Annotated in this window: 15 protein-coding genes; 3 read left to right on the top strand and 12 right to left on the bottom strand. The window is 75.4% G+C overall.

What is annotated here, in order from left to right; genetic code table 11:
* From ACWEMJ_RS25465 to ACWEMJ_RS25520, 12 genes are all read right to left on the bottom strand, one after another.
* Positions 1-3,067 (bottom strand): adenylate/guanylate cyclase domain-containing protein (locus ACWEMJ_RS25465; protein WP_452139443.1); only part of this gene is annotated, 3,067 nt, incomplete at its 3' end.
* Positions 3,054-3,266, bottom strand: a complete 213-nt coding sequence (locus tag ACWEMJ_RS25470) for an aroma-sacti cluster domain-containing protein (protein WP_452139444.1) — start codon at positions 3,264-3,266, stop codon at positions 3,054-3,056. The genes ACWEMJ_RS25470 and ACWEMJ_RS25465, both read right to left, overlap by 14 nt.
* The gene (locus ACWEMJ_RS25475) at positions 3,263-3,931 is read right to left on the bottom strand and encodes an iron-containing redox enzyme family protein (protein WP_452139445.1); all 669 of its coding nucleotides are present in this window, start codon (positions 3,929-3,931) and stop codon (positions 3,263-3,265) included. The genes ACWEMJ_RS25470 and ACWEMJ_RS25475 overlap by 4 nt, the downstream gene beginning before the upstream one ends.
* Before the next feature lie 76 nt (positions 3,932-4,007).
* Positions 4,008-5,063 carry a radical SAM protein gene (locus ACWEMJ_RS25480; RefSeq protein WP_452139446.1) on the bottom strand — a complete coding sequence of 352 codons (1,056 nt, stop codon included), beginning with the start codon at positions 5,061-5,063 and terminating at the stop codon, positions 4,008-4,010.
* A 1,131-nt stretch (positions 5,064-6,194) separates the two neighbouring features.
* Positions 6,195-7,205, bottom strand: a complete 1,011-nt coding sequence (locus tag ACWEMJ_RS25485) for a GNAT family N-acetyltransferase (RefSeq protein WP_452139447.1) — start codon at positions 7,203-7,205, stop codon at positions 6,195-6,197.
* A complete protein-coding gene (locus ACWEMJ_RS25490) occupies positions 7,206-7,970 on the bottom strand; it encodes a class I SAM-dependent methyltransferase (protein WP_452139448.1) in 765 nt (254 codons plus the stop codon).
* Positions 7,967-9,253 (bottom strand): FAD-dependent oxidoreductase, encoded by a 1,287-nt coding sequence (locus ACWEMJ_RS25495; RefSeq protein ID WP_452139449.1) that lies wholly within the window; start codon positions 9,251-9,253, stop codon positions 7,967-7,969. Before ACWEMJ_RS25495 ends, ACWEMJ_RS25490 begins: the two co-directional genes overlap by 4 nt.
* A 79-nt stretch (positions 9,254-9,332) precedes the next feature.
* A complete protein-coding gene (locus ACWEMJ_RS25500; protein WP_452139450.1) occupies positions 9,333-9,878 on the bottom strand; it encodes an EF-hand domain-containing protein in 546 nt (181 codons plus the stop codon).
* A 209-nt stretch (positions 9,879-10,087) separates the two neighbouring features.
* On the bottom strand, positions 10,088-10,456 hold the full coding sequence (locus ACWEMJ_RS25505; protein ID WP_452139451.1) for a hypothetical protein: 369 nt from the start codon (positions 10,454-10,456) through the stop codon (positions 10,088-10,090).
* 100 nt (positions 10,457-10,556) lie between these two features.
* Positions 10,557-12,452 carry a BTAD domain-containing putative transcriptional regulator gene (locus tag ACWEMJ_RS25510; RefSeq protein WP_452139452.1) on the bottom strand — a complete coding sequence of 632 codons (1,896 nt, stop codon included), beginning with the start codon at positions 12,450-12,452 and terminating at the stop codon, positions 10,557-10,559.
* A 151-nt stretch (positions 12,453-12,603) separates the two neighbouring features.
* The gene (locus ACWEMJ_RS25515) at positions 12,604-13,599 is read right to left on the bottom strand and encodes a sensor histidine kinase (protein ID WP_452139453.1); all 996 of its coding nucleotides are present in this window, start codon (positions 13,597-13,599) and stop codon (positions 12,604-12,606) included.
* A 46-nt stretch (positions 13,600-13,645) separates the two neighbouring features.
* Complete coding sequence (locus tag ACWEMJ_RS25520) at positions 13,646-14,314, bottom strand: response regulator transcription factor (RefSeq protein ID WP_452139454.1); 669 nt, start codon at positions 14,312-14,314, stop codon at positions 13,646-13,648.
* A 329-nt stretch (positions 14,315-14,643) separates the two neighbouring features.
* Here ACWEMJ_RS25520 and ACWEMJ_RS25525 point away from each other — a divergent pair, with 329 nt between their 5' ends.
* From ACWEMJ_RS25525 to ACWEMJ_RS25535, 3 genes are all read left to right on the top strand, one after another.
* On the top strand, positions 14,644-19,380 hold the full coding sequence (locus ACWEMJ_RS25525) for a multicopper oxidase domain-containing protein (protein WP_452139455.1): 4,737 nt from the start codon (positions 14,644-14,646) through the stop codon (positions 19,378-19,380).
* Between the two features lie 354 nt (positions 19,381-19,734).
* Entirely contained in the window at positions 19,735-21,054 is a 1,320-nt protein-coding gene (locus ACWEMJ_RS25530) for a cation:proton antiporter (protein ID WP_452139456.1), read from the top strand.
* A gap of 680 nt (positions 21,055-21,734) precedes the next feature.
* The gene (locus ACWEMJ_RS25535) at positions 21,735-21,929 is read left to right on the top strand and encodes an MbtH family protein (RefSeq protein ID WP_452139463.1); all 195 of its coding nucleotides are present in this window, start codon (positions 21,735-21,737) and stop codon (positions 21,927-21,929) included.
* Positions 21,930-21,976 lie beyond the last annotated feature (47 nt).

Raw genomic sequence — 21,976 nt, forward strand, 5'->3', positions numbered from 1 at the left:
GCCGGACCGAGGCGACGCCGGTGAGGTAGGCGAGGACGGTGGCGATCAGGACCATCCAGAGGGCGGCGACGGACGCGGCCCGGCGACGCTCCGCGCGCAGGCCGAGCAGCGCGGCGGTGCGCGCCAGGTCCGCGGCGGCCAGGCCCTGCAGGATCGGCGAATCGCTCCGCCCCGCCCCGGCGACCGCGCCGCGGGCCAGCGCCAGGGCGGTGTCCCGGTCGCCGCCGGCGGCCGCCAGGCGGGCCCGCAGACCGTCGTGCTCGGCGAGCGCCGCGAACGACAGCCGCCCGCCGGTACGGGCCCGCTCCTCCTCCAGGGCGGCCAGCGCGGCGCCCGCCGCCGCCCGCTCGCCCAGATCCAGGTGCAGCCGGGCGGTGTCCAGCAGCGCGCCGCTCAGCAGCGCACCGCCGCCCAACTCCCGTGCCGCAGCCGAGGATTGGTGCAGCAGTCGGAGCGCCTCCCGGGGCCGGCCGCCGAGCGCCGCCACCGTCGCGCCGAACAGCGGCAGGAACGCCGCCGCCTCCGCGTAGCCCAGCCGCCGGGCCTGCTGCTCGGCCTCCGCCAGGCAGTCCGCCGCCCCCGCCCCGTCCTCGCCGAGCGCCAGCAGCACCGCCAGCGGACAGTTCAACGTCACCCGCACCGCCCGCCGACCCCGCCCCTGCGCCGCCAACAGCTCCCGGCAGCGCGCCACCGCCGTCGCCGCCGGCAGCGGACCGCGCCACAGCGACACCCCGAACGCGCCCAGCGCCGCCGCCCGCTCCTGCTCGCCGCCGGACCGCTCGGCATGCCGCAGCGCCCGGACCAGCAGCCGGGTCGCCGCCGCATGCTGCCCGTCGGTCTGCTCCTGCTGCGCCAGCCGCAGGCAGGCCCGGGCCTGGCCCAACTGGTCGCCCGCCCGCTCGAACACCGGCAGGGTCTGCTCGGCCACCGGCGCGGGCGCCCACTGCTGGCCCACCGCCGCCAGGCTCAGCCGGGCGTGCGCCGCCTCCACCGGATCGTCCGCGACCTCCGCGACTTCGGCGACCTCGGCGAGCAGCGCCCGGCCCGGCCCGACCCGGCCCAGCGCGAGCAGCGCCTCGCCGAGCCGCCGCAGGGCCGGCAGCCGGCCGTCCTCGCCCGGGCGCAGCAGACCGGTGGCCCGGGTCAGCAGCTCCACCGCCCAGCCCGGGTCGGTGCGGGCCGCCGCCCGCGCGCCCGCCTCCGCCAGCGCCGCGGCCGCCGCCCACCGCAGCGCCTCGGTGCCCTCGCCGTGCAGACCCAGCTCCACCCGGTGGCGGTGCGCGCGCTCCAGGTGCCCGCCGACCGCCGCCGGACCGGCCGAACGCACCGAACGCAGCGCCGCCGCCCGCTCGTGCCGCTCGGCCCGGCCCAGCTTGGACAGGCACTCGTACGCGACCTCCTGCACCACGCCGCTGGCGAACCGGAACACCGCGCCGTCCGCCACCACCAGCCGGTGCCGGCCCAGCCGCCGCAGCGCCGCCGACAGGTCGGGCCCGTCGGCGTCCAGCGCGGACAGCTCCTCGGCGGTGAACTCGCGGCCCAGCACGCACGCCAGGTCCACCGCCCGCCGCTCGGCCGGGTCCAGCGCGTCCAGCCGCGCCCCGATCAGCGTCTGCAGCGTCAACGGCACCCCGTCGCCGGCCGCGCCCGCCGGGGCCGTCAGCAGCTGCTCCAGGTGCAACGGGTTGCCGCCGGCCCGCTCCAGCAGGTGCGCCGGCGGCTCGTCGGCCAGCGCCCGCGCCAACCGCTCCGCGTCCCGGTCGGGCAGGCCGCCGAGGGTCAGCACCCGGTGCGCGGCCGGCGGGCGGGCGTCCAGCAGCTCGGGGCGGCCCAGCACGACGACCAGCACCGGCGCGTCGGCGAGCGCGGCGGTCAGCTGCTCCAGCAGGTCGAGCAGCAGCGCGGCCGCCCGGTGCGCGTCGTCGACCGCCAGCACCACCGGCCCCGCGGCGGCCAGCGCGCCCAGCACCTCGACCAGCGCCGCGGCGGTGTCCTGCGGCGACGGGGTGGGCGTGCCGTCGGCGAGCAGCCCCCGGGCCAGCACGTCCAGGCCGGGCGGACGCGGGTGCGCGGGCTCGTCGACGGGCGCGGGCCGCTGCCCGGACGGGGCGGCGAGCAGCGCGGCCACCGCGTCCGCCAGCGGCTGGAGGCCCGCCTGCTCGCCCGGCGGACGGCACCGGCCGATGCCGGACCGGTGCGGGCCGGTGCGCTCCAGCCAGTGCCGCAGCAGCCGGGACTTGCCCTGCCCCGGCTCGCCGGACAGCACCAGCAGCCGGGCCGTGCGGCGCCGCGTCGCCATCCTCAACTCGGCGTCCAGCAACGCGAGTTCGCGCTCCCGGCCGACGAACGGCAGCTCCGGTCGGGGAGCGTCCCACCCGCCCCGGTCCAGGCCGAGCAGCCGGTGCGCCGACACCGCCTGCGCCTTGCCCTTGAGCCGCAGCGGACCGAGCTCCACCGCCCGCACACCCGGGCCGGCCGCCCGCAGCGTGTCCGGGCCGATCAGCACCTCGCCCGGGCCGGCGCTCTGCTCCAGCCGCGCCGCGACGTTCACCACCTCGCCGGACACCAGCGCCTGCCGCGCCGTGACCTCCCCGCCCGTCACCACCCGGCCGGTGTTGACGCCGATCCGCACCTCCAGCCGCAGCCCCAGCTCGGCGTCCAGCTCCGCGTTCAGCGCCCGCAGCGCCGCCAGCATGCCGAGCGCCGCCGCCAACGCCCGCCGGGCGTCGTCCTCACGCACCGACGGCACCCCGAACACCGCCATCACCGCGTCCCCCACGAACTTCTCCACCGTGCCGCCGCGCTCCTCGATCGCCGCCCGCATCGCGTCGAAGTACCGCAGCGTCACCCCGCGCAGCACCTCCGGATCGAGTCGCCCGGACAGCGCGGTGAAGCCCACCAGGTCGCAGAACAGCACCGTGACGATCTTGCGGCCGGCCGCGACCGGGGCGGCCCGCCCGGCGCGCGGAGTGCCGCAGGACGCGCAGAACCGCGCCTCGCCGGGCAGCGGACGGCGGCAGCCCGGGCAGCGGCCGCCGACCGGCCCGAACGCCTCAGAAGAGAGCACCGCCCGCCACCTCCGCATGTCCCTGGACCTCCGGCCCCGCCTCCTCCAGCCGGGACGCGAGATCCACCAGCAGCGCCAACTCCTGGTCGGTGAGCCCGCGCAGGACGGCGCGCTGCTCCTCGGTCAGGCCGCTCAGGTCGAACCCGGCGGCGGCCAGCGCGGCCGTCGCCCGGTCGGTGTGGTCCTTGGGGCCGGTCATGGCTGTCCTCCGGGGTCCGCGGCGAGCTGATGGAAGAGCCGGGCGAGCAGGCCCGCGCTGTGCAGGGCGCTGACGGCCACCTCGGTCTGCTGGCCGGCCGTCAACGGCAGCCGGTCGAGCTGCCGTTCGACCTCGGCGAGGTGGCCGGTGTCCAGCGCGGCGTGCTCCCGCACGGTCCGGAACGCCGACGCCGGCAACCCCGTCCGGGCGGCCAGCACCCCCGCCAGCACGGGCGACGGGGCATGGCCCTCCAGCACCGCCAGGTAGCCGAGCAGCGCCGCCGGATGACCGTGCTCGATCCGGTAGTACTGCGCCCCCGCCAACTCCACCACCGGCGGCGGCGGCAGCGGCCTCGCGCCCCGCGCACCGGCCGCCGCCAGATCCGCCAGCAGCCAGACGTCGTGGTCCCGCTCCTCCTCGGCGTGCCGCGCGAAGTACGCCGCCAACGACGGCGCCCAGCCGTCGTCGAACCGCGCGCACGCCTCCGCCGCCCGCTCCAGCAGCGGCACCGACGCCGTGGTCAGCGCGTGCATCGCCCACAGGTAGTTGCGGTAGCGCCCCAGCAGATCCCCCTCCGGCCGCCACACCCGCCCGCTCGCCCGGTGCAGCCCGGGCGCGACCAGCGCGAGCCGGGCATCCAGCGCACGGGAGAACGGCACGCTCACCGCGCCACCCGCCGCACGGTGGCCGACGGCGCGGGGCGGCGGGGGAGGGCGCCCCGGCGGGAGGCGGGCGCGGTGCTCATGTCGGGGCTCCGGGGCGGACCAGGTGGGCGTACGGGGCGCAGCCGAGGTGGCGGAGCAGGGCGGCCGGGCCCTGGGCGCGCCGGCGGGCGGCCGTGAGCTGGTCCAGCAGCCGGCCGGCGGAGCCCGCTGCCGCGACGTCGTCCGGGCCCGGGTGCGGGGGCAGGGCGCGGCAGCCGGCGCAGTAGCCGCCCGGCGCGGGGCCGGTGCCCGCGCGGGCCCGGAGGTGGTCCGGGCCGAGAGTGCGGATCAGACGGAGGCGCGGCGAGTCCAGGGTGCGGCGGCGGACGGTCGGCCAGTCGTCCTCGGCGATGTGGCCGAGCATCAGGTGCGGCGGGACGGGCCGCAGGTCCACGGTGCGCTGGCTGCAGCAGGCGAGCACCGTGCCGTCCGGGGCGACCACCGGCCAGGCCGCCATCGCGCACGGGCCGCCCGGGCCGACAACGCTGCGCCCGGTGGTGGCCCGGCCGACCGCCCGCACCTCGTTGACCAGGATCGGCACCCGCGTGCCGAACTCCCGCAGCACCGAGGCCGTCGCCTCCGCCGGATATGGATCGTCCGGCCCCGTCCCGGTCAGGTGCAGGCTGACGGGCACACCCGCGTCCAGCACCTGCGCCAGCACCCGGAACACCGCCGCGCGCGGCACCTCGCGCTCGTGCGGGGCGTCCAGACTGGCCGAGAAGTGGTCGAGTGCGGTGATCGTCCGCAGTATCGGGGCCGGGACGCGCCCGCCGTCCCGGGCGAAGAACAGTCCGCTCAGCAGCGCGACCCGGCTCCCGGCGGCCTGCGCGGCGCGGGTCAGCCGGTATGCCGGGCCGGGCAGCAGCAGCGGCTCACCGCCCGTCAGCAGCACCACGTCCGGCCGGGTCGCGGGTGTGAACGAGCGGACGAAGCGCAGCAGTTGGGCTTGGCGCTCACGGCCGGGATGGTCGGGGTCGTCCATCGAGGAGGCCGTCGAGCAGTGCGCGCAGGACAGCGGGCAGCGCCGCGTCAGCGCGAGCAGCAGCCCGGCAGCCGGTTCGGCGCGCAGCCCGACGATCTCCGACAGCTCCACGCTCCCGCCCTCCCCTCCGGACATCCGTCAACAGGACTGTGCCGCCCGGCGGTTGCGGCTCGGTACAGGGACACACAAAGCCCGGTACAACCGCAGGCGGGCGAGGCGCGGGCGGTGCGGAGGGAGCCGACACGGGCCGCGAGGTCAGGTGCGGCGGGAGCGGGCAGGTACGGGGCGAGGCGGCGCGCCTGTGGTGGCGCTTCCAGCCCGGGGCTGCGGTGCCGGAGGCGGTGGGCGGGCGCGCGCGGGCCGGTGCAGTGGGGGTGGGTGAGGCAGGTGGGTGGGGGCGACACGGGGGCGCGCGGCGCGAGTACGTCGGTGGCGCCGGTCCGGTGTGCCTGGTGCGGCGGCATGTGCAGCCCGGGCACCGGCGGCCGGAGGCGACGCGGGCGCGCCAAGGCCGGTGGCTTGGGGGTGTCCGGTGCGGGTGAGGCTGGCGTACGGCGGGGTGGCGCGCCTGTGGCGGCGGCGCTCGAAATCCGCGCTGCGACCGGCCGGAGGCGATCGGCGGGGACGCGGGTCGGTGCGGTACGGGCGAGGCAGGCGTGTAGCGGCGCTCGAAGTCCGCGCGGGCGCGCCAAGGCCGGCGGGGTGGGTCGGTCAGGTGCGGGTGAGGTCGGCGTGCGGCGGGGTGGCGGACCTGCGGTGGCGGCGCTCGAAGTCCGTGCTGTGGTCGGCCGGAGGCGGTCGGCGGTGGCGCGGGTCGGTGCGGTACGGGCGAGGCAGGCGTGCAGCGGCGTTCGAAGTCCGCGCTGCGGTCAGCCGGAGGCAGTCGGCGGGGGCGCGGGCCGGTGCGGCGGGTCGGTCAGGTGCGGGTGAGGCTGGCGTGCGGCGGCGCTCAAATTCCGCGCTGTGGTCGGCCGGAGGCGATTGGCGGGGCGTGGGTCGGTGTGGGCGAGGCAGGCGTGCAGCGGGACGGCGCGCATGCCGTAGCGCCGCTTGAAGTCCGGTTTGCGGCAGCCGAGTTCGAGGCAGGGGCGGCCGGAGGCGGCGCGGGCGCGCCAAGGCCGGCGGGGTGGGTCGGTCGGGTGCGGGTGAGGTCGGCGTGCGGTGGGATGGCGCGCCTGCGGTGGCGGCGCTCGACGTCCGTGCTGCGGTCGGCCGGGGGCGATCTGCGGGGGCGCGGGGCGGTCAGGTGCGGGTGAGGCAGGCGTGCAGTGGGACGGCGTGCATGCCGTAGCGGCGCTTGAAGTCCGGGTTGCGGCGGCCGAGTTCGAGGCGGGGGCGGCCGGAGGCGATGGCGTCGCGGACGACCTCGGCGAACACGGCGTAGAACGGGCTGAAGCCGGGGGCGGCCGCGGCGTCGGTGCCGACGCACCAGAAGTGGTAGCGCTGCTGGTCGAGGAGGGTGATGCCGGAGGCGATCAGGCGGTCGCCGCGGCGGAGTTCGACGATCCGGGCGCTGTCGCCCAGGGCCCGGACGAAGGACTGGAAGACGCCGGGGCGGTAGTAGTCGGCGTTGTCGTACTTGGCAGCCGTCCGCCGGGCGAGCGCCACGAAGCCGTCCAGGTCGGCGGCGGCCGGCGGCAGGACCCGGGCGGTGACGCCGGCGTCGGCCGCGCGGCGCAGGTCGTGGCGGAGGTTGCGGCGGGGCTTGGACGGCAGGGTGGCGAGGTAGTCGTCCAGGTGCCGGAAGCCGCCGATGTCGAGCCCGTGACCGGCTTCGGCGGGTACGGCCGCCAGCCCGAGGCGTTCGAGGGCCGCGGCGGTGGGGCTGCCGGCGGGCACGTTGACGAAGCCGAAGTGCTCCGCGCCCCACCGCCGGGCGAGCGCGCGCAGGGTGCGGACCACGGCCTCGGCGGCCTCCGGGCCGGCGGCGCCGGGCAGGGTGGTCTCGTAGCAGTGCCAGACGTGCGTGAGCAGGACCGGCCCGCGCAGCGCCGCCGGGGCGTGCTCGGCCAGCACCCGCATCGGGTCCACCCCGTGCTGGAGGGTGACGGGCACGGCGATGCCCGGGCCGTGCAGGTAGGCGTGCCGGAGCACGGGGTGCAGCGGGAACCGTTCGAACGCGCGCAGGAACGCGCGCCGGTAGAAGACCGGGGCGGTGGCCACGGCCGCGTCCCAGTCGGCGGGGACGGCGTCGACGGCGGTCTCGACGGCGATCCCGGCGCCCCGACGGCCGGCGGTGCGCATCGTGTGCATCTACCCGGGGCCTCCCGTCGTGCGGCGTTTGCGGCAGTCGACGATCACCGTGTGCGGGTGGGCGAGGTAGCCCTGCCAGTACGCGGCGCCGTGCGCCGCCACCCCCGGCGCCGTCACCGCGAGCTCCGTCCACCTCGGCGAGCCGAATCCGGCGTCCCGCAGGGCGAGTTCGAGGGCCTCGCGGCTCCAGTAGCGGGCCGTGACGGGCTGCGGATCGGCGTGCAGGTTCAGCACCACCGCCGAGCCGTCGACGGGCGGGACGTCGGCCGGCGGGACGGCCGACGACAGCCGGAAGCCGTACCGCTCGTACGAGACGGCGTGCGGCCGGACGGCGGGGTGCAGCGGCAGCGTCACGAACCGGCCGCCGGGCCGCAGCGCCCGGGCGGCGGTGGCGCACAGCCGCCCGAGCTCGGCGCGCGTCGTCGCGTAGGGCAGCACGTACACGGCGAGCACCAGGTCGAAGGTGCCCGCGCGCGGTTCGGGCAGCGCGCCGAGCAGGTAGTCGACGCCCAGGGGGCGGGCGGCCTCCTCGGCGCGGGCGTGCGCGACCATCCCCGCCGAGACGTCCGCTCCCGTCACCCGTGCGGCGCCGTTGCGTCGGAGCAGCCGGGTGTAGTACCCGGAGCCGCAGCCCAGGTCGAGCACTGCCGTGCCGCGCAGGTCGCCGAGGGCGCGCAGCACGCTGGGCGTCTCCAGGAACGTCCGGAACGGGGTGGCGGAGAAGTCGTCGTAGGCGGCCGGGAGGGTGTCGAACGGGCTGGTCACGGGCCCTCCGGGGTGGTGAGGGCCCGGAGCGGCGGGCTGTCGACGCCGAGCGCCCGCGCCACCGCCACCGCCGAACGCACCGCCGCCTCCTGGCTGTCGATGTACGTCAGGTGGCTGCCGGCGAAGTGGATCCCGCCCGCGCCCTGGTGGCGGGCCAGCACCTCGCGGGCGCGGACGGCCCCGGCGGTGACGACGAGATGGCGGAACGCGCGGGTGGCGACGGGCTCGGCGGGCGGCTCACGGTGGGTGATCCAGCTCTTGAAGACGCCGGCGCCGGGCGGGCCGAGGACGGGGCCGTACCAGTTGCACGCCTCCGTCCAGCCGTCGTGGCTGTGCAGGTTCACCGTCGACCAGTGGGCGCGGTCGGCGGGCATGTATCGCCCGTCCCGGTGGACGGCGACCGTGACGGGTGTGTAGGGGATGGCGGCCAGCGCCCGGCGGACCTCCTCGCAGCCCGCGACCGGTGCCAGCAGCGGCCCGGCCGCGTGCGCGGGCACGGCGAGGACCAGCCGGTCGGCCGGGTGGGCGCGCCCCGCGCGGTCGGTGAGCTCGAAGCCCGCGCCGACCCGGCGGACGGCGGCGACGGCGCAGCCCGTCAGCAGCCGGGTGCGGTGCGCGTGCGGGGCGCCCAGCCGGGCCGCCAGGCGGGTGGTGACCGCCGCGAGGCCGTGGGTGGCGTTGGCCCAGACGGGCGCCCGGCCCGGCGCGGGCGGGGGGAGGGCGAGGAAGAAGGCGGTGGCGGCGCGGGCGGACAGCTCGGGGGCCTGCTCGTCCGGGCAGCTGGAGATGTACGCCAGCAGCGGGCGGATCACCCGCCGCTTGTGCTCCTCGGGCAGCGGCAGCGGGTCGAGGAGCTCGGCGAGCGGGACGGACCAGTCGCCGTCGGCGGAGGCGAACTCGGCCGCCGCGGCCAGGAACGCGTTCAGCGAGGCCCGGGCCGGACCGCCGGGCCCGGCGGGCCCCTCCGGCCGGGGCGGCGGGACGAGCAGCGGCCCGTCGGCGGCCGTCATCGTCAACGACACGGGCGCGTCGGCCAGTTCGGCGGCCCCCACCCCGAGGGCGGCCAGCAGCCGCCCGTACGCGGGGAAGCCGACGGGCGAGACGTACTGGGCGCCGAGATCGACCGTGACGGGCCCGTGCGGCGTCGGGACGCGCACGCTCTCGACATGCCCGCCGAGCCGGTCCTCGGCCTCGAACACGGTGATCTCGTGCTCGCGTGCGGAATCCAGCAGCCAGGCGGCAGTGAGCCCGGCGACACCCGCGCCCACGACGGCGATGCGCAACGACTCCTCCTCACTCGGCCGGGAACGGACCGCGGACCGGCATCGGCCCGACGGGTATTTCTGCGGAACCGCCCGGGGGCTAGCCGATGGGGCCGATCAGCCAGTTCCCCGGCGCGTTCTCGTCGGAGCTCAGATAGAACTCGCTGATGGCGGAGCGGAATTCCTCGTGGCTGAGCACCCCGTTCCCGTCCAGGTCGAGGCGGCGGAACGCATCGCCGGAGTGCTCCGGCGGGATTCCCAGCGCGCTGTACATGCGGACGTATTCGTCCTTGCTGAGCACGCCGTCCCGGTTGGTGTCGAGGGCGCGCATCAGTGCGTCCGCGATCGCCAGCACGGCCTTCTCGAAGTGCTCGGGGGCCGTGACGTTGGCCTCCATGACGTCGAGGAACTCCTGGCGGTCGATCCTGCCGTCGCCGTCCGCGTCGCCGTGGGCGAGCAGCACGCGCCACCACTCCTCGAACGCCTTCCGCATCGCCGAGGCATTCTCCTGGTCGTCCTCCTGGGCGAGCCCGGCGAAGAGCTCGCCCATCGCCCGGAAATCGTCGTGCGTGAGCACGCCGTCGTGGCCCTGGTCGAACCAGTCGAAGAGCATGGTGAACTTCTTGTTCTTCACCTTGGTGGGCATTTCCACTCCCTCGCTGTCGCTCAAGACTTTCGACGCACATTAGAGCGAACGCGGGCGGCGGGGCAATTGAATAAAGCCGGAGTCATGCATTTGTCGGAGCAGTCAGAAATAAGCGGATGATATGTGTCGAAAGGATTCTTCTGGAAAATCCATCGCCCGCCCGCCCCGAAAAGAGCGGGCGGACGGGCGGGCGGAGCGGACCGCGCGGGTCAGGAGACGCGCTTGAGCGTCCAGGCGTTGTTGTTGAAGCCCGAGTTCGGGAAGGCGACGCAGCTGCTGCTGTAGTAGGAGGCGGTCTGGACCCAGCCGACGGGGTAGTAGGTGGAGCCGCACGCCTCCACGACGGTGCCCACCGGCAGGCCGGTGAGCTGCTTGATCTGCTTGATGTTCGGGTCGAAGTTCTGGGTGCCGCAGCTCGCGCTGTAGCCCCAGCTGACGTCGACGTAGCCGGCGGGGGTGGCGGTGCTCGCGCAGGTCGTGGTCACGTCGCCGGGGGCGGCCTGGGCGGGGGCGGTGGCGAGCGCGAACATCGCGACGGCGCCGGCGGCGGCCATGACGGTGGTGCGGATGCGGGCCATGAGGGTCTCCTTGGATCCGGACATCTCTGCCGGTCGAACAGGGAAGCCCATTTCTACGGGGTTGGACCCGTTCATGACAGGGAGTTTTCGGCCATGAAGATCACCCTCCGATTGAGGGCGCAGCGTGGAGGCCGGCGTGCGGCCCGGCGTGGAGGCCGGCGTGCGGCCCGGCGTCGAGCCCGGCCCGGCACGCCGCGTGCAGGTGGGTCGGCCGGGGCAGCGCGTAGCGGGCGGCGTGCGCCGAGACCTCCTCGGCGGGGCAGAGCAGCACGCCGCCCATGATCAGCCGTTCGAGGGCGTCCAGCGCGCGGGCGGAGTCCAGGGCGAGGGCGCGGCAGGCGTGGGCGAGGTCGAAGGTGGGCGTCCAGGGGTGGCGGGCCAGCCGGGCGAGGGTGTCGCGCTGGTCGGGGTCGAGGGCGTGCCACTGGGCGTCGAGCCGGTCGCGCAGGCGGGTCTCGCCGACGGCGAGCTCGTCCAGGGCGCGCCGCGGGTCGGCGAGGCGGTCGGCGAACTCGCGGAGCGGGAGGTGGCGCAGGGCGGCCAGTTTGTAGCCGGCCAGCCGGACCGCCGAGGGCAGCAGCCCGCAGCCGGTGACGATGCGTTCGGCGGCGTCGGGGGCGGCGTCCACCCGGTGCGCGCCGACCAGCAGGGAGAGCAGGGCGAGGGCCTGCGGGAGGGGGAACGGCGCGAGGTCGACGCGGTGGGCGGCGCCGAGCCCGACCAGCGGGGTGCGGGCGGTGACCAGGACGGTCGCGGGGCCGCCCGGCGGCAGCAGGGCCTGCGCGGTGTGCTCGTCGGCGACGCCGTCCAGGACGACCAGCACCCGGCGCTCGGCCAGCCACTCGCGCCACCGCGCGCGCGTCCGCACCGGGTCGGGGGCCTGCTCGGCCGGCCGGTCGGCGGACAGCAGGCGGGCCAGGTCGGCGGCGACCTCCTGCGGGTCGCGCGGGCGGCCGACGGCGTCCCGCAGGCCGACGAACAGCCGGCCGTCGGGGAACTCCTCGCGCAGCGCGTGCGCGGCGCGGATCGCCAGCGCGCTCTTCCCGACCCCGACCGGCCCGGTCAGCACCACCGGCCGCCCGGCGCCCCGCACCGCCCGCACCAGCTCAGTGAGTTCGGCCAGCTCCTCCTCCCGGCCGGTGAACGCGGTGGTGTCCGGCGGCAGCACGGTGCGCCCGGGGCGGCGGGCGGGCGGCGGCGCCGGACGGTCGGCCAGCAGCTCGCGGTGACAGGCCTCCAGCTCCGGCCCGGGCGAGAGCCCCAGCTCCCGGGAGAGCTGCCGGCGCAGCTGCGCGAACGCCGCCAGCGCCTCGGCCCGCCGCCCCGCCCCGTGCAGCGCCAGCAGGTGGACGGCCTGCAGGCGCTCGCGCAGCGGGTGGCGGTCCGCCAGGTCGGCGAGCGCGTGGGCGACCGGCCCGGCGTGGCCGAGCCGCAGCTCCACCTCCGCCCAGTCCTCGACCGCGCCCAGGTAGCGGCCGGTCAGCCGCTCGGCGATCGCCCGCAGCGGGGCGGAGTGCCGCAGTTCCGGCAGCGGCGGCCCCTGCCACAGCCGCAGCGCCTCGCCGAGCAGCCGGGCCGCCTGCCGGTCCTCCCGCCGGGCCGCCGCCTCCCGGCCGGAGCGCACCAGCGCGTCGAACCGCAGTACGTCCAACTCCCCTTCGGCGACGTGGAGTTCGTAGCCGCCGGGGCGGTGCAGCAGCCGTTCCGCGCCGAGTGCCGCGCGCAGGCCGGAGACGTACACCTGGAGGTTCTTGCGGGCCGAGCGGGGCGGTTCGTCCTCCCACACCGCCTCCGTCAGCAGGCCGGTCGACAGCAACGCGTTGGGGTGGCCGAGGAGTGCGGCCAGCACCGCCCGCTGCTTGAGCGAACCGAGGGCGAGCGGGCCTCGGTCGGTCTCGGCGCCGAGCGGCCCGAGAAGTCTGAACCGCAGCCCCTGGCGGACGGCGCCCGACGGGGCGGAGACGGTGACGGAGCGGCCATTCAGTCCGGCGACCACGAAACCTCCTCGTGCGCACGGCACACCGTTGGTGTGCGTCCATGACAGATTCAGCCTGTCAGAGGGGTGTGCACCCGGGTATCCCAGGAATCTGGGGGTGCCGCAAGCACGCCGCGAGCACGCCATGACCGTGCCGCGAGCACGCACACGCTCAGGGCGCGGCGGGCAGCCGCATCCGCAGTAGCGAACCGCCGTGCGGCGCGGCGGAAATGGTGAGCTCGCCGCCGTGGCCGTCGAGCACCGCGCGGACGATGGCCAGGCCCAGCCCGGTGCCGGCCAGCCCGGTGTCGGGGGAGCGGGCGAAGCCGACGCCGGTGTCCTCGACGTCCAGCTCGGCCCCGTGCCGGGTGGTGCGGCAGCGCAGCGTGATGGCGTCGCCGGGCGAGGTGAACTTGACGGCGTTCTCCACCAGCGCGTCGAGCGCCGCCTCCAGCCGGGACTCGTCGCCCTCGACCCGGACGGCCGGCGCGTCCAGGTGCCAGCGGCGGTCCGAGGCGGGCCGCCAGCGCTGGACGGTGCGCCGCACCAGCGCGCCGAGTTCGACCGGCCCGCGGTCGAGCGCGGCGGGACGGGAGGCCTCGGCGAGCAGCAGCAGCCGCCCGGACAGCCGGCCGAGCCGGTCGAGTTCGTCGAGCACCACGTCGAGGTCGTCGCGGGCACCCGGGGCGGGCAGTGCGTCGCGCACCAGCTCCGCGTAGCAGCGGGCGACGGTGAGCGGGGTGCGCATCTCGTGCGAGCAGGTGCGGACGAACAGCTCCTTGTCCTGCTGGGCGCGGCGCTCGCGTTCGGCGAGGGCGCGGAGGGCGGCGAGGGCGGCGGCCCGGCGGCGCACGTGCCAGGCCATGGCGAGGAACACCAGTGCCATCAGCGGGACTTCGGCGAGTTCGTCCCAGCCGAGGTGGCCGTGCCGGGCGTAGGCGGCCATGGTGCTGCCGGTGGCCAGGGTGACGGCGGCGAGCACGACGGCGGTGCGCCGGGTGGACCAGGACTGCAGCCCGTAGACCACGGACATGCTGATCCACACCAGGTGGAACGCCACCGTCTCCAGGTCGGGGACGACCAGCAGCACCAGGTGGCTGAGGACGGCGAAGGCGACCCACCCGGCGAACAGGCGCCGCTCGCCCGGCGCCGGACGGTCTGCGGACACAGCGGACGGCTGGTCGGCGGACACGGCGGACACGGCGGACGGGCGCTCAGCGGGCACTGAAGGCGTACCCGACGTTGCGCACCGTCTCGATGATCGGCCGGGGCGCCTTGCCCCGGATCCGGCGGACCGTCACGTCGACCACGTTGCTGGCCAGGTCGTCGCTGTAGCCCCAGACCCCGGCCAGCAGCTCGTGCCGGCTGCACACCTGCCCGGCCTGCCGCATCAGGTGGCCGAGCAGCATGAACTCCCGGTGCGAGAGCGGAATGTGACGCCCGTCGAGGTCGAGCGCCTGCCGTTCGAGGTCGAGTGCGACGTCCCCGACCCGCAGCCAGCGCTGGGGTGCGCCGACGGGGGCGGTGCGCAGCCGGGAGCGGACCCGTTCGATCAGTTCGGCGGTGGCGAAGGGCTTGCCGAGGAAGTCGACGGCGCCGGTGCGCAGGCAGCGGACCCGGGTGGCGACGTCCACCACGGCGGACAGCACCAGCACGCGCTGTTCCGGCCGCAACTCGAAGGCCTGGCGCATCACTTCGAAGCCGTCCAGGCCGGGCAGCATCAGGTCGAGCACGACCAGGTCGTAGGCGTCGTCCTCGCGCAGCCGGCGGACGGCCTCCGGGCCGGTGGCGGCGCTGTGCACGAGGTGGCCGTCGGTGCTCAGCGCCCGGGTCAGGTAGGCCCGCAGGCGTGCCTCGTCCTCGACGACCAGCAGTCGCGCCATGCTCGGTGCTGCCTTCCCGCGCCTCGGAGACGGACCCGGGCGAGCGCCCGGGTCACGGACCCGGGCAAACGCCCAAGTTGCGGACGATTATCGCACTTTGTGTCCTCTTGGCGGAGCTGATGTGTCGTCATGACGTCCTCATGACAAGAATGTCATCTTCCGGGGCCGGCCCGCAGCCCGTCCGCACACTGGGGCCGCATCCGCCGCAGCTCGCGACCGGCCGGCGGCACGGCCCCGCACGCCCCGGAGGCGCCCGCCGCTCCCCGCCGCGCCGGAAGGGACGGACCCGCGCGACGGCGGCCCGGGTGCCGACAGGGAGGAGACCCGGCGTGTTCACGCGCCACACCGCGCGCCACCGCACCGCGCGCCCCACTGTGCGCCCCACCAGGAGGAAGCGACGCCACCTGGTCGCGACGGCCGGCGTCTGGGCGGTGGTCGCGGCCCTGCTCGGACTGCCGCCCACGCAGCCGCAGCAGGCCGCCGCCGCCCCGGCCGGCCCGACCGACCAGAGCAAGGTCCCGCACTACTTCGGGCCCTGGCCGAACTGGGCGAACAGCCCGCTGACGGTCTCCCGGGCCGAGGTCAGCATCACCAGCGACACCGCCCAGCAGGTCGGAAACCCGCTCACCGCCCGCGCCTACGCCACCGACTACGCCACCCCGGCCGGCCAACTCGCCCCCGTGTTCGTCCTGTTGACGAGCACCCCGCTGCCCAGCGGCACCCTGAAGGCCTTCCGCAGCTGGAACCAGACCACCCCGGGCGGCAGCCCCGGCGCCTCCGCCGGCGGCGTCTTCCACGGCTACGTGCTGCGCCCGACCGGCACCGCCGACCAGTACAAGGTGATCGCCGACAGCGGCCTGCGCACCGTGCCCGCGCCCGCGGCCGGCGGCGGCGAGGTCACCTCCTACGACATGCCGGACACGCCCGTTCAGGCCGGCGACCTGATCGGCTTCTACGGCCAGGGCGTCCCGGTCGACACCGGCGTCGCGCACCCCACCGACACCCTGGTCTACCCGGCCGGGGCCGACAACAGCACCAGCCCGCCGACCGGCGCCGCCCCCGCAAAGGACGCCACCGTCACCGTCGGCGCGCCCGGCTGGGAGCGGTACGCGGTGCAGGACCGGACGTACTCGTTCGGCGCGCAGGTGGCCCTGGCGGGCGGCAGCGGCGCGGCGGCGACCGCCACCGTCGACCCGCGCACCGGCGGCATCTCGGGCATCGAGGTGACCGCGCCCGGCCACGGCTACCTGGAGGGCGCGACCACCGTCACCGTCCGGGGCGGCACCACGGACGCCACCGCCAAGGCCACCGTGCAGTCCACCCGCAGCGTGGTCGGCTACACCGTCGACGCGGGCGGCTCCGGCTACGGCGGCTTCGCGGTCGCCGTCAGCGGCGGCGGCGGGAGCGGCGCGGCGGCCACCGCCGCCGGCGGCGTGGCGGCCGTGGAGATCACCGACCCCGGCGCGGGCTACACCATGCCGACGGTCGACTTCGACCTGCCCGCCGAGCCGACCGGCACGGTCGCCAAGGGCCACGTGGACCCGGCCGACCTCACCCCGGGCGGCGGCATCGCCAAGGTGACCGTCGACGACCCCGGCAGCGGCTACACCGCCGCGCCCGGCGTCACCGTCCGCAACGGCACCCTGGCCGACCCGATCCCCGGCGCGACCCCGGCCGGCGCGGCCGCCTCGCTGAAGCTGCTGGCCCTCACCGTCGACGCCGCCGGCTCCGGCTACGGATCGACGCCCGCCGTCACCGTCACCGACCCCACCGGCCACGGCGGTTCGGGCGCCGCCGCGACCGCCGTCACCAACATCGGCGCGATCGGCTCGATCACCGTCACCAGCCCGGGCGCGGGCTACCTGACGCCCGGCATCAAGAAGTTCCAGGACAACCTGCCGACCACCTGCAACCCCGGCGCGAACGGCGCCGGCTGCCCGGACGTCCAGCAGCTCGCCGACCCGACCACCGACCCGGCGGCCAAGTTCATCCCCGAGGCGGTGCCGGAGACCGTCACCAACAGCGGCAAGCAGGCCGACCAGTACGTGATCGGCCTGGTGCAGTACCGCACCCGGTTCTCCTCCGACCTGCCGCCGACCCTGGTGCGCGGCTACGTCCAGCTGTCCACCGACGCGGTGCCGGGCCGCAAGGTCCCGCTGTACAACGAACTGATGGACGGCACCCGGCAGCGACTGCCGTACACCGGCGTCGCCGCGCCGCAGTGGATGGGCCCGCTGATCGCCGCCACCAAGGACCGGCCGGTGCGGATCGTGTTCCGCAACCTGCTGCCCACCGGCGCCGCCGGCGACCTGTTCCTGCCGGTGGACAGCACCGGCATGGGCGCCGGCATGGGCCCGATGACGATGCCCGCGCCCGGCAACGGCTCCAGCGTCACCGACGAGGTCCGCAACCCGCCCTGCACCGACAACAAGTCCGGCTGCTACAAGGACAACCGGGCCACCCTGCACCTGCACGGCGGCATCACCCCGTGGATCAGCGACGGCACCCCGCACCAGTGGATCACCCCCGCCGGGGAGCAGACCGACTGGCCGCAGGGCGTCGGCGTGCAGAACGTGCCCGACATGGTGGACGGCGCCGGCGCGACCCTGTGCGCCCCCGCCGACGACGGCTGCTCGACGTTCTACTACTCCAACCAGCAGAGCGCGCGGCTGATGTTCTACCACGACCACTCCTACGGCATCACCCGGCTGAACGTGTACGCGGGCGAGGCCGCCGGCTACACCATCACCGACGACACCGAGAAGGCCCTGATCAGCAGCGGCGCCATCCCCGACGCCGCCGCCACCCTGCCCCTGCTGGTCCAGGACCGCACCTTCGTGCCCGACGACAGCCAGCTCAAGGACCAGTTCGACGCGGGCGGCGACCGGGTCTCCTACGGCCAGGACCCCACCTGGGACGCCGAACGCTGGGGCGGCAAGGGCAGCTTCTGGTACCACCACGTCTACATGCCGGCCCAGAACCCCGGCGACCCCGGCGGCATGAGCTCCTACGGCCGCTGGATGTACGGCCCGTGGTTCTGGCCGCCGGCCGGCGACACCACCTACGGGCCGATCCCCAACCCCTACCACGACCCGCACTGCCGGCTCGACGACCCGACCACCTGGCAGTACCAGGCGGCCCCCTACTGCGAGCCCGAACAGATCCCCGGCACGCCCAACATCTCCATGGGCATGGAGCAGTTCAACGACACGCCGATCGTCAACGGCGTCGCCTACCCGAAGCTGACCGTCCAGCCGAAGACCTACCGGCTGCGGCTGCTCAACGGCGCCAACGACCGGTTCTTCAACTTCCAGTGGTACACCGCCGACCCCAAGCAGGGCGACGGCACCACCGAAGTCGCCCTGAAACCCGACGAGTTGAAGGCCGCGCAGACCGACCCCAACGTGTCACCCACCCCGGTGGACGCCAACAACGCGGCCGCCGGGCCGAGTTGGATCCAGATCGCCAACGAGGGCGGCTTCCTGCCCGCCCCCGCCGTCATCGACGGACAGCAGCCCACCACCTGGATCACCGACCCGACCCGCTTCGACGTGGGCAACGTGGACAAGCACTCGCTGGTCCTCGCCCCCGCCGAACGGGCCGACGTGCTGGTCGACTTCGCCAAGTTCGCGGGCAAGACACTGATCCTCTACAACGACGCGCCCGCCGCCTACCCCGCCCGGATCGCCTCCTACGACTACTACACCGGCGCCCCCGACCTCGCCCCCGCCGGCGCACCCGGGGTGCTGCCCGGCTACGGCCCCAACACCCGCACCGTCATGCAGGTCACCGTCGCCGACACCGCGCCCGCCCCCGCGTTCAACCTGTCCAAGCTCCAGGCGGCCTTCCGCCACCACGCGGACGGCTCCGGCGTCTTCGAATCCGGCCAGAACCCGGTCATCGTCGGCCAGGCCGCGTACAACTCCGCCTACGGCACCAGCTTCGCCAACGGCAGCAACTGCAACACCGCCAACACCACCGTCAACACCTGCGACGGACTCGTCCGGGTCAACGACACCAGCAGCTTCAACTTCAACACCCTCAAGGCGCCGACCTCGAAGACCACCCTGCCGCTGCAACCCAAGGCCATCCACGACGAGATGAACGCCACCAGCTTCGACGCCTACGGCCGCATGCAGGCCACCCTCGGCGTCGAGGCCCAACCACCCACCCCCGGCGCCCAGAACGCCACCCTCTACCCCTACATCAACCCGCAGACCGAACTCATCGACGGCACCAACCTGCCCAGGGGCGACGTCAAGGTCACCCCGATCGGATCGGCCGCCGACGGCACCCAGATCTGGCGGTTCACCCACAACGGCGTGGACACCCACCCGATCCACTTCCACCTCTACGACGTCCAACTGCTCAACCGGGTCACCTGGGACAACATCATCCTGCGGCCGGACGCCAACGAACTCGGCTGGAAGGACACCGTGCGGATGAGCCCACTGGAGGACACCATCGTCGCGCTGCGCCCGGTGGTGCCCACCACGCCCTTCGAAGTGCCCAACTCGGTACGGCTGTTGGACCCGGCGATGCCGGCCGGCGACACTTCGATGTTCAACAACGTCGACCCGCAGGGCAACCCGACCACGCCGATCAGCAACCGACTGGTCAACTTCGGCTGGGAGTACGTCATCCACTGCCACATCCTCAGCCACGAGGAGATGGACATGATGCGGCCCGAATCGCTCGCCCTGCCGCCCGCCAAACCCGACGGGCTGAGCGCCTCGGTGATCGGCCAGGGCGCCAACGCGCGGGTCCAACTCCGGTGGCGGGACAACTCGATCACCGAGACCTCGTTCACCGTGCAACGCTCCGCGGACGGCGCCGCCTGGACCGACGTCGGGACGATCGCCTCGCCGCTGGACCAGCCCAACACCCACCAGGACCGCACCTTCGTCGACATGACCTCCACGCCGACGAGCGCGTACACCTACCGGGTGGTCGCGCTCAACACCGTCGGCTACGGCGGCGAGTTCCCGAGCATGACCGCGAAGTCCGTCTCCGACCCGCTCACGGTTCCGGCGACGGGCGGCGCGCTGCGGCGGATCCCCGCCTGAGCAATCGATCCGGGAGGGCGTGAGGCGCCCGCCCTCCCGGATCGGCGGAGCTCGCCTTCCGGGTGCTCCAGGTCGTACCGACGCACTGTGCCCGAACCATCTCGCCCGACGCGCCGTCCGAGTGAACGAGGAGGCCGCCGGGCGGGCGGTCGTTGCGACGGAGTACCCGGAACGGCGCGCTCGGCCCGGGAGGCGCCCGGAGGCCGAGGGGCGTGAGTGCGGCGGTGGGGCGCGGAGCGGGCGGTCGTGCTTCTGCGGGACGGCGGGAACGCTACGTCGACGGACCGGGACTGCCGATAACGGACAGGACCTGCCCCGGACCCGCCACGCCCATTCCCAGGAAGGCGCACGCCCTTGGACGGCTCCTCGACGACCGCGCTGGCCGACATCGCGATCATCCTGCTGATCGGACTGCTCCTGTCGCCGCTGCGCACCCGGCTGCGCCAGCCGGTCGTGGTCGGTGAGATCGCGGTCGGGGTGGTCCTCGGTCCGAGCGTCCTCGGGCTGCTTCCGGGCGACCTTCCGCACCTGCTGTTCCCGCCGGAGGCCCGGACGCACCTGCTGGCGGTCGCCCAACTGGGCATCGTGTTCACCCTGTTCGCCGCCGGGTGGGAGCTCGACCTGAGGCAGCTGCGCGGGCGGGTCCGCGCCGTGCTGGCCGTCAGCGCCGGATCGGTCGCTCTTCCCTGCCTCTGCGCGGCGGCCCTGGCGGCCGCCCTGGTGGCCGGCCGGCCGCAGCCGGTCGGCGGGGCCGGCTCCCCGGTGCTGCTCGCGGTGTTCCTGGGCATCGTGCTGTCGGCCACCGCCCTGTCGGTGATGGTGCGCATCGTGGGCGAGAACGGGCTGCAGCACACCCGGGCCGGCGCGATGGCCGCGGCCTGCGGGGCGCTCAACGACGTCGCCGTCTGGTGCGCCGTCGCCTGCCTCGCCCCCGCGGCCCGCGGCGCCGGCACCGGTCACCTCGTGCTCGCCGTCGCCGAACTCGCCGGCTACACCGCGGTGATGGCGTTCCTGGTCCGCCCGCTGCTGCGCCGACTGCTCGACCGCCCGGCCGCCGGCGGACACCCGCTGCTCGCCCTGCTCGCCCTCGGCAGCGGAGTCCTGCTGTCCGCCTGGACCGCGTCCCGCCTCGGCGTGCACCCCGCGGTCGGGGCGTTCGTCTTCGGGCTGGTGATGCCGCGCGACGCGGCGCAGGAGCTGCGGCACGCCGTCGAGGCGCCGCTGCGCAACGCCGGGGCGCTGTTCGTGCCGGTGTTCTTCGCGCTCACCGGCCTGTCCGTGGACCTCGGCGGACTCGGCTTCGCGGGTCTGGCCGCAGCGTCGGCGTTCCTCGCCGTCGCCTGGGGCAGCAGGATCGCCGGCGTGCGGGTCGCCGCCCGGCTGATCGGCGTGCCGCGCCACGAGGCGGTGGCCGTGGCCGTGCTGCTCAACACCAAGGGCCTCGGAGAGGTCGTCATCCTGACGATCGGCCGGGACGTCGGCATCATCGGCGACCGGCTCTTCACGATCCTCCTGGTGGCCGCCGTGGCCGCGACCCTGCCCGTCAACCCGCTGGTGCGGCGACTCGCCCGCTCGCACCGCGCACCCGCGGGGGACGCCGTCGCCCTGGCCCACCAGCGGCCGAGCCCGGCGGGGACGGCCGTCGAGGGCCCGGGAGGGAAGCTCCCGCGCTGATCGTCGCCGGGGACCGCGGCCCGGTCGTGGCCCGACCCGGAACCCGGCGCCGCCTGCCGCGACAGCGCGATCCGCCGCGACGTGCGGCGTGGGAATTCCGGCCGCTCCCGACCCGCTCCGGCGGTCCGGCGGGAATCCCGGGCCGCGGAATGCGCGCGGTGGGCGGGTGCTCGCCCGGGCGTGGATATCGGGGGTCGGCCCGCTCGTTCCGGGCTTTCCAGAATATGGAAACAATGGGGGCGTTCGCCTGGGACGGGCGTGGCGGGCAGGGTTGGTGTGACGGGTGTGGCGTGGGGTGGCGGGAGAAGGGCGGTTTGTTTTCGGGGCCGGGTGTTTGTGGTGTTCCGGGCCAATTCTCAATTAACCGGGCGGGGGGAGTAATCGGTCTACTCTATCGGCGGGTGGGGTGCCGATCCATGCTGGCGGGGTGGAACGCGTGGGGGCGGTGGTTCGCCGGCGGCCGTGGTTCCCGGGGGTTCGCGCGGCCGGTCTTTGCTGGTCGGGGGGCTGTCCGGGGGATCGGGGCGGTGTCGGGCGGGCTGCTGTTTTCCTGTGGTGCCCGTGTCGTGCTCGTCGCCCGTCCGTCGTGCCGGCGGCCGGTGTCCGTCGGTCCGTTCCGCCGGTTCGGCGTGCGTGCGGGTGTTGGCGTTGTTGCGTTGTTCGCATACCCGGAGGAACCCGTGGACGATTCTCCCCAGTCCTACACCGTCGTGTTCAACGACGAGGAGCAGTACTCGATCTGGCCCGCCGACCGGGATCTGCCCACCGGCTGGCACGACGCCGGTGTCACCGGCACGAAAGACGACTGCCTGACCCATGTCGGCACCGTGTGGACGGACATGCGCCCTCTGAGCCTGCGGCGAATCTCGGAGTAATCCCCGTTCCAGCCACGCACTTTTCCCGGCAGTGAAGGATGACGCGC

Source organism: Kitasatospora sp. NPDC004531 (assembly GCF_053602195.1).

What these genes read in the sequence shown, in the direction of transcription:
- ACWEMJ_RS25500 (WP_452139450.1), bottom strand. Translation starts at nt 9,878, where the DNA reads ATGCCCACCAAGGTGAAGAACAAGAAGTTCACCATGCTCTTCGACTGG.
- ACWEMJ_RS25470 (WP_452139444.1), bottom strand. Translation starts at nt 3,266, where the DNA reads ATGACCGGCCCCAAGGACCACACCGACCGGGCGACGGCCGCGCTGGCC.
- ACWEMJ_RS25520 (WP_452139454.1), bottom strand. Translation starts at nt 14,314, where the DNA reads ATGGCGCGACTGCTGGTCGTCGAGGACGAGGCACGCCTGCGGGCCTAC.
- ACWEMJ_RS25485 (WP_452139447.1), bottom strand. Translation starts at nt 7,205, where the DNA reads ATGCACACGATGCGCACCGCCGGCCGTCGGGGCGCCGGGATCGCCGTC.
- ACWEMJ_RS25505 (WP_452139451.1), bottom strand. Translation starts at nt 10,456, where the DNA reads ATGGCCCGCATCCGCACCACCGTCATGGCCGCCGCCGGCGCCGTCGCG.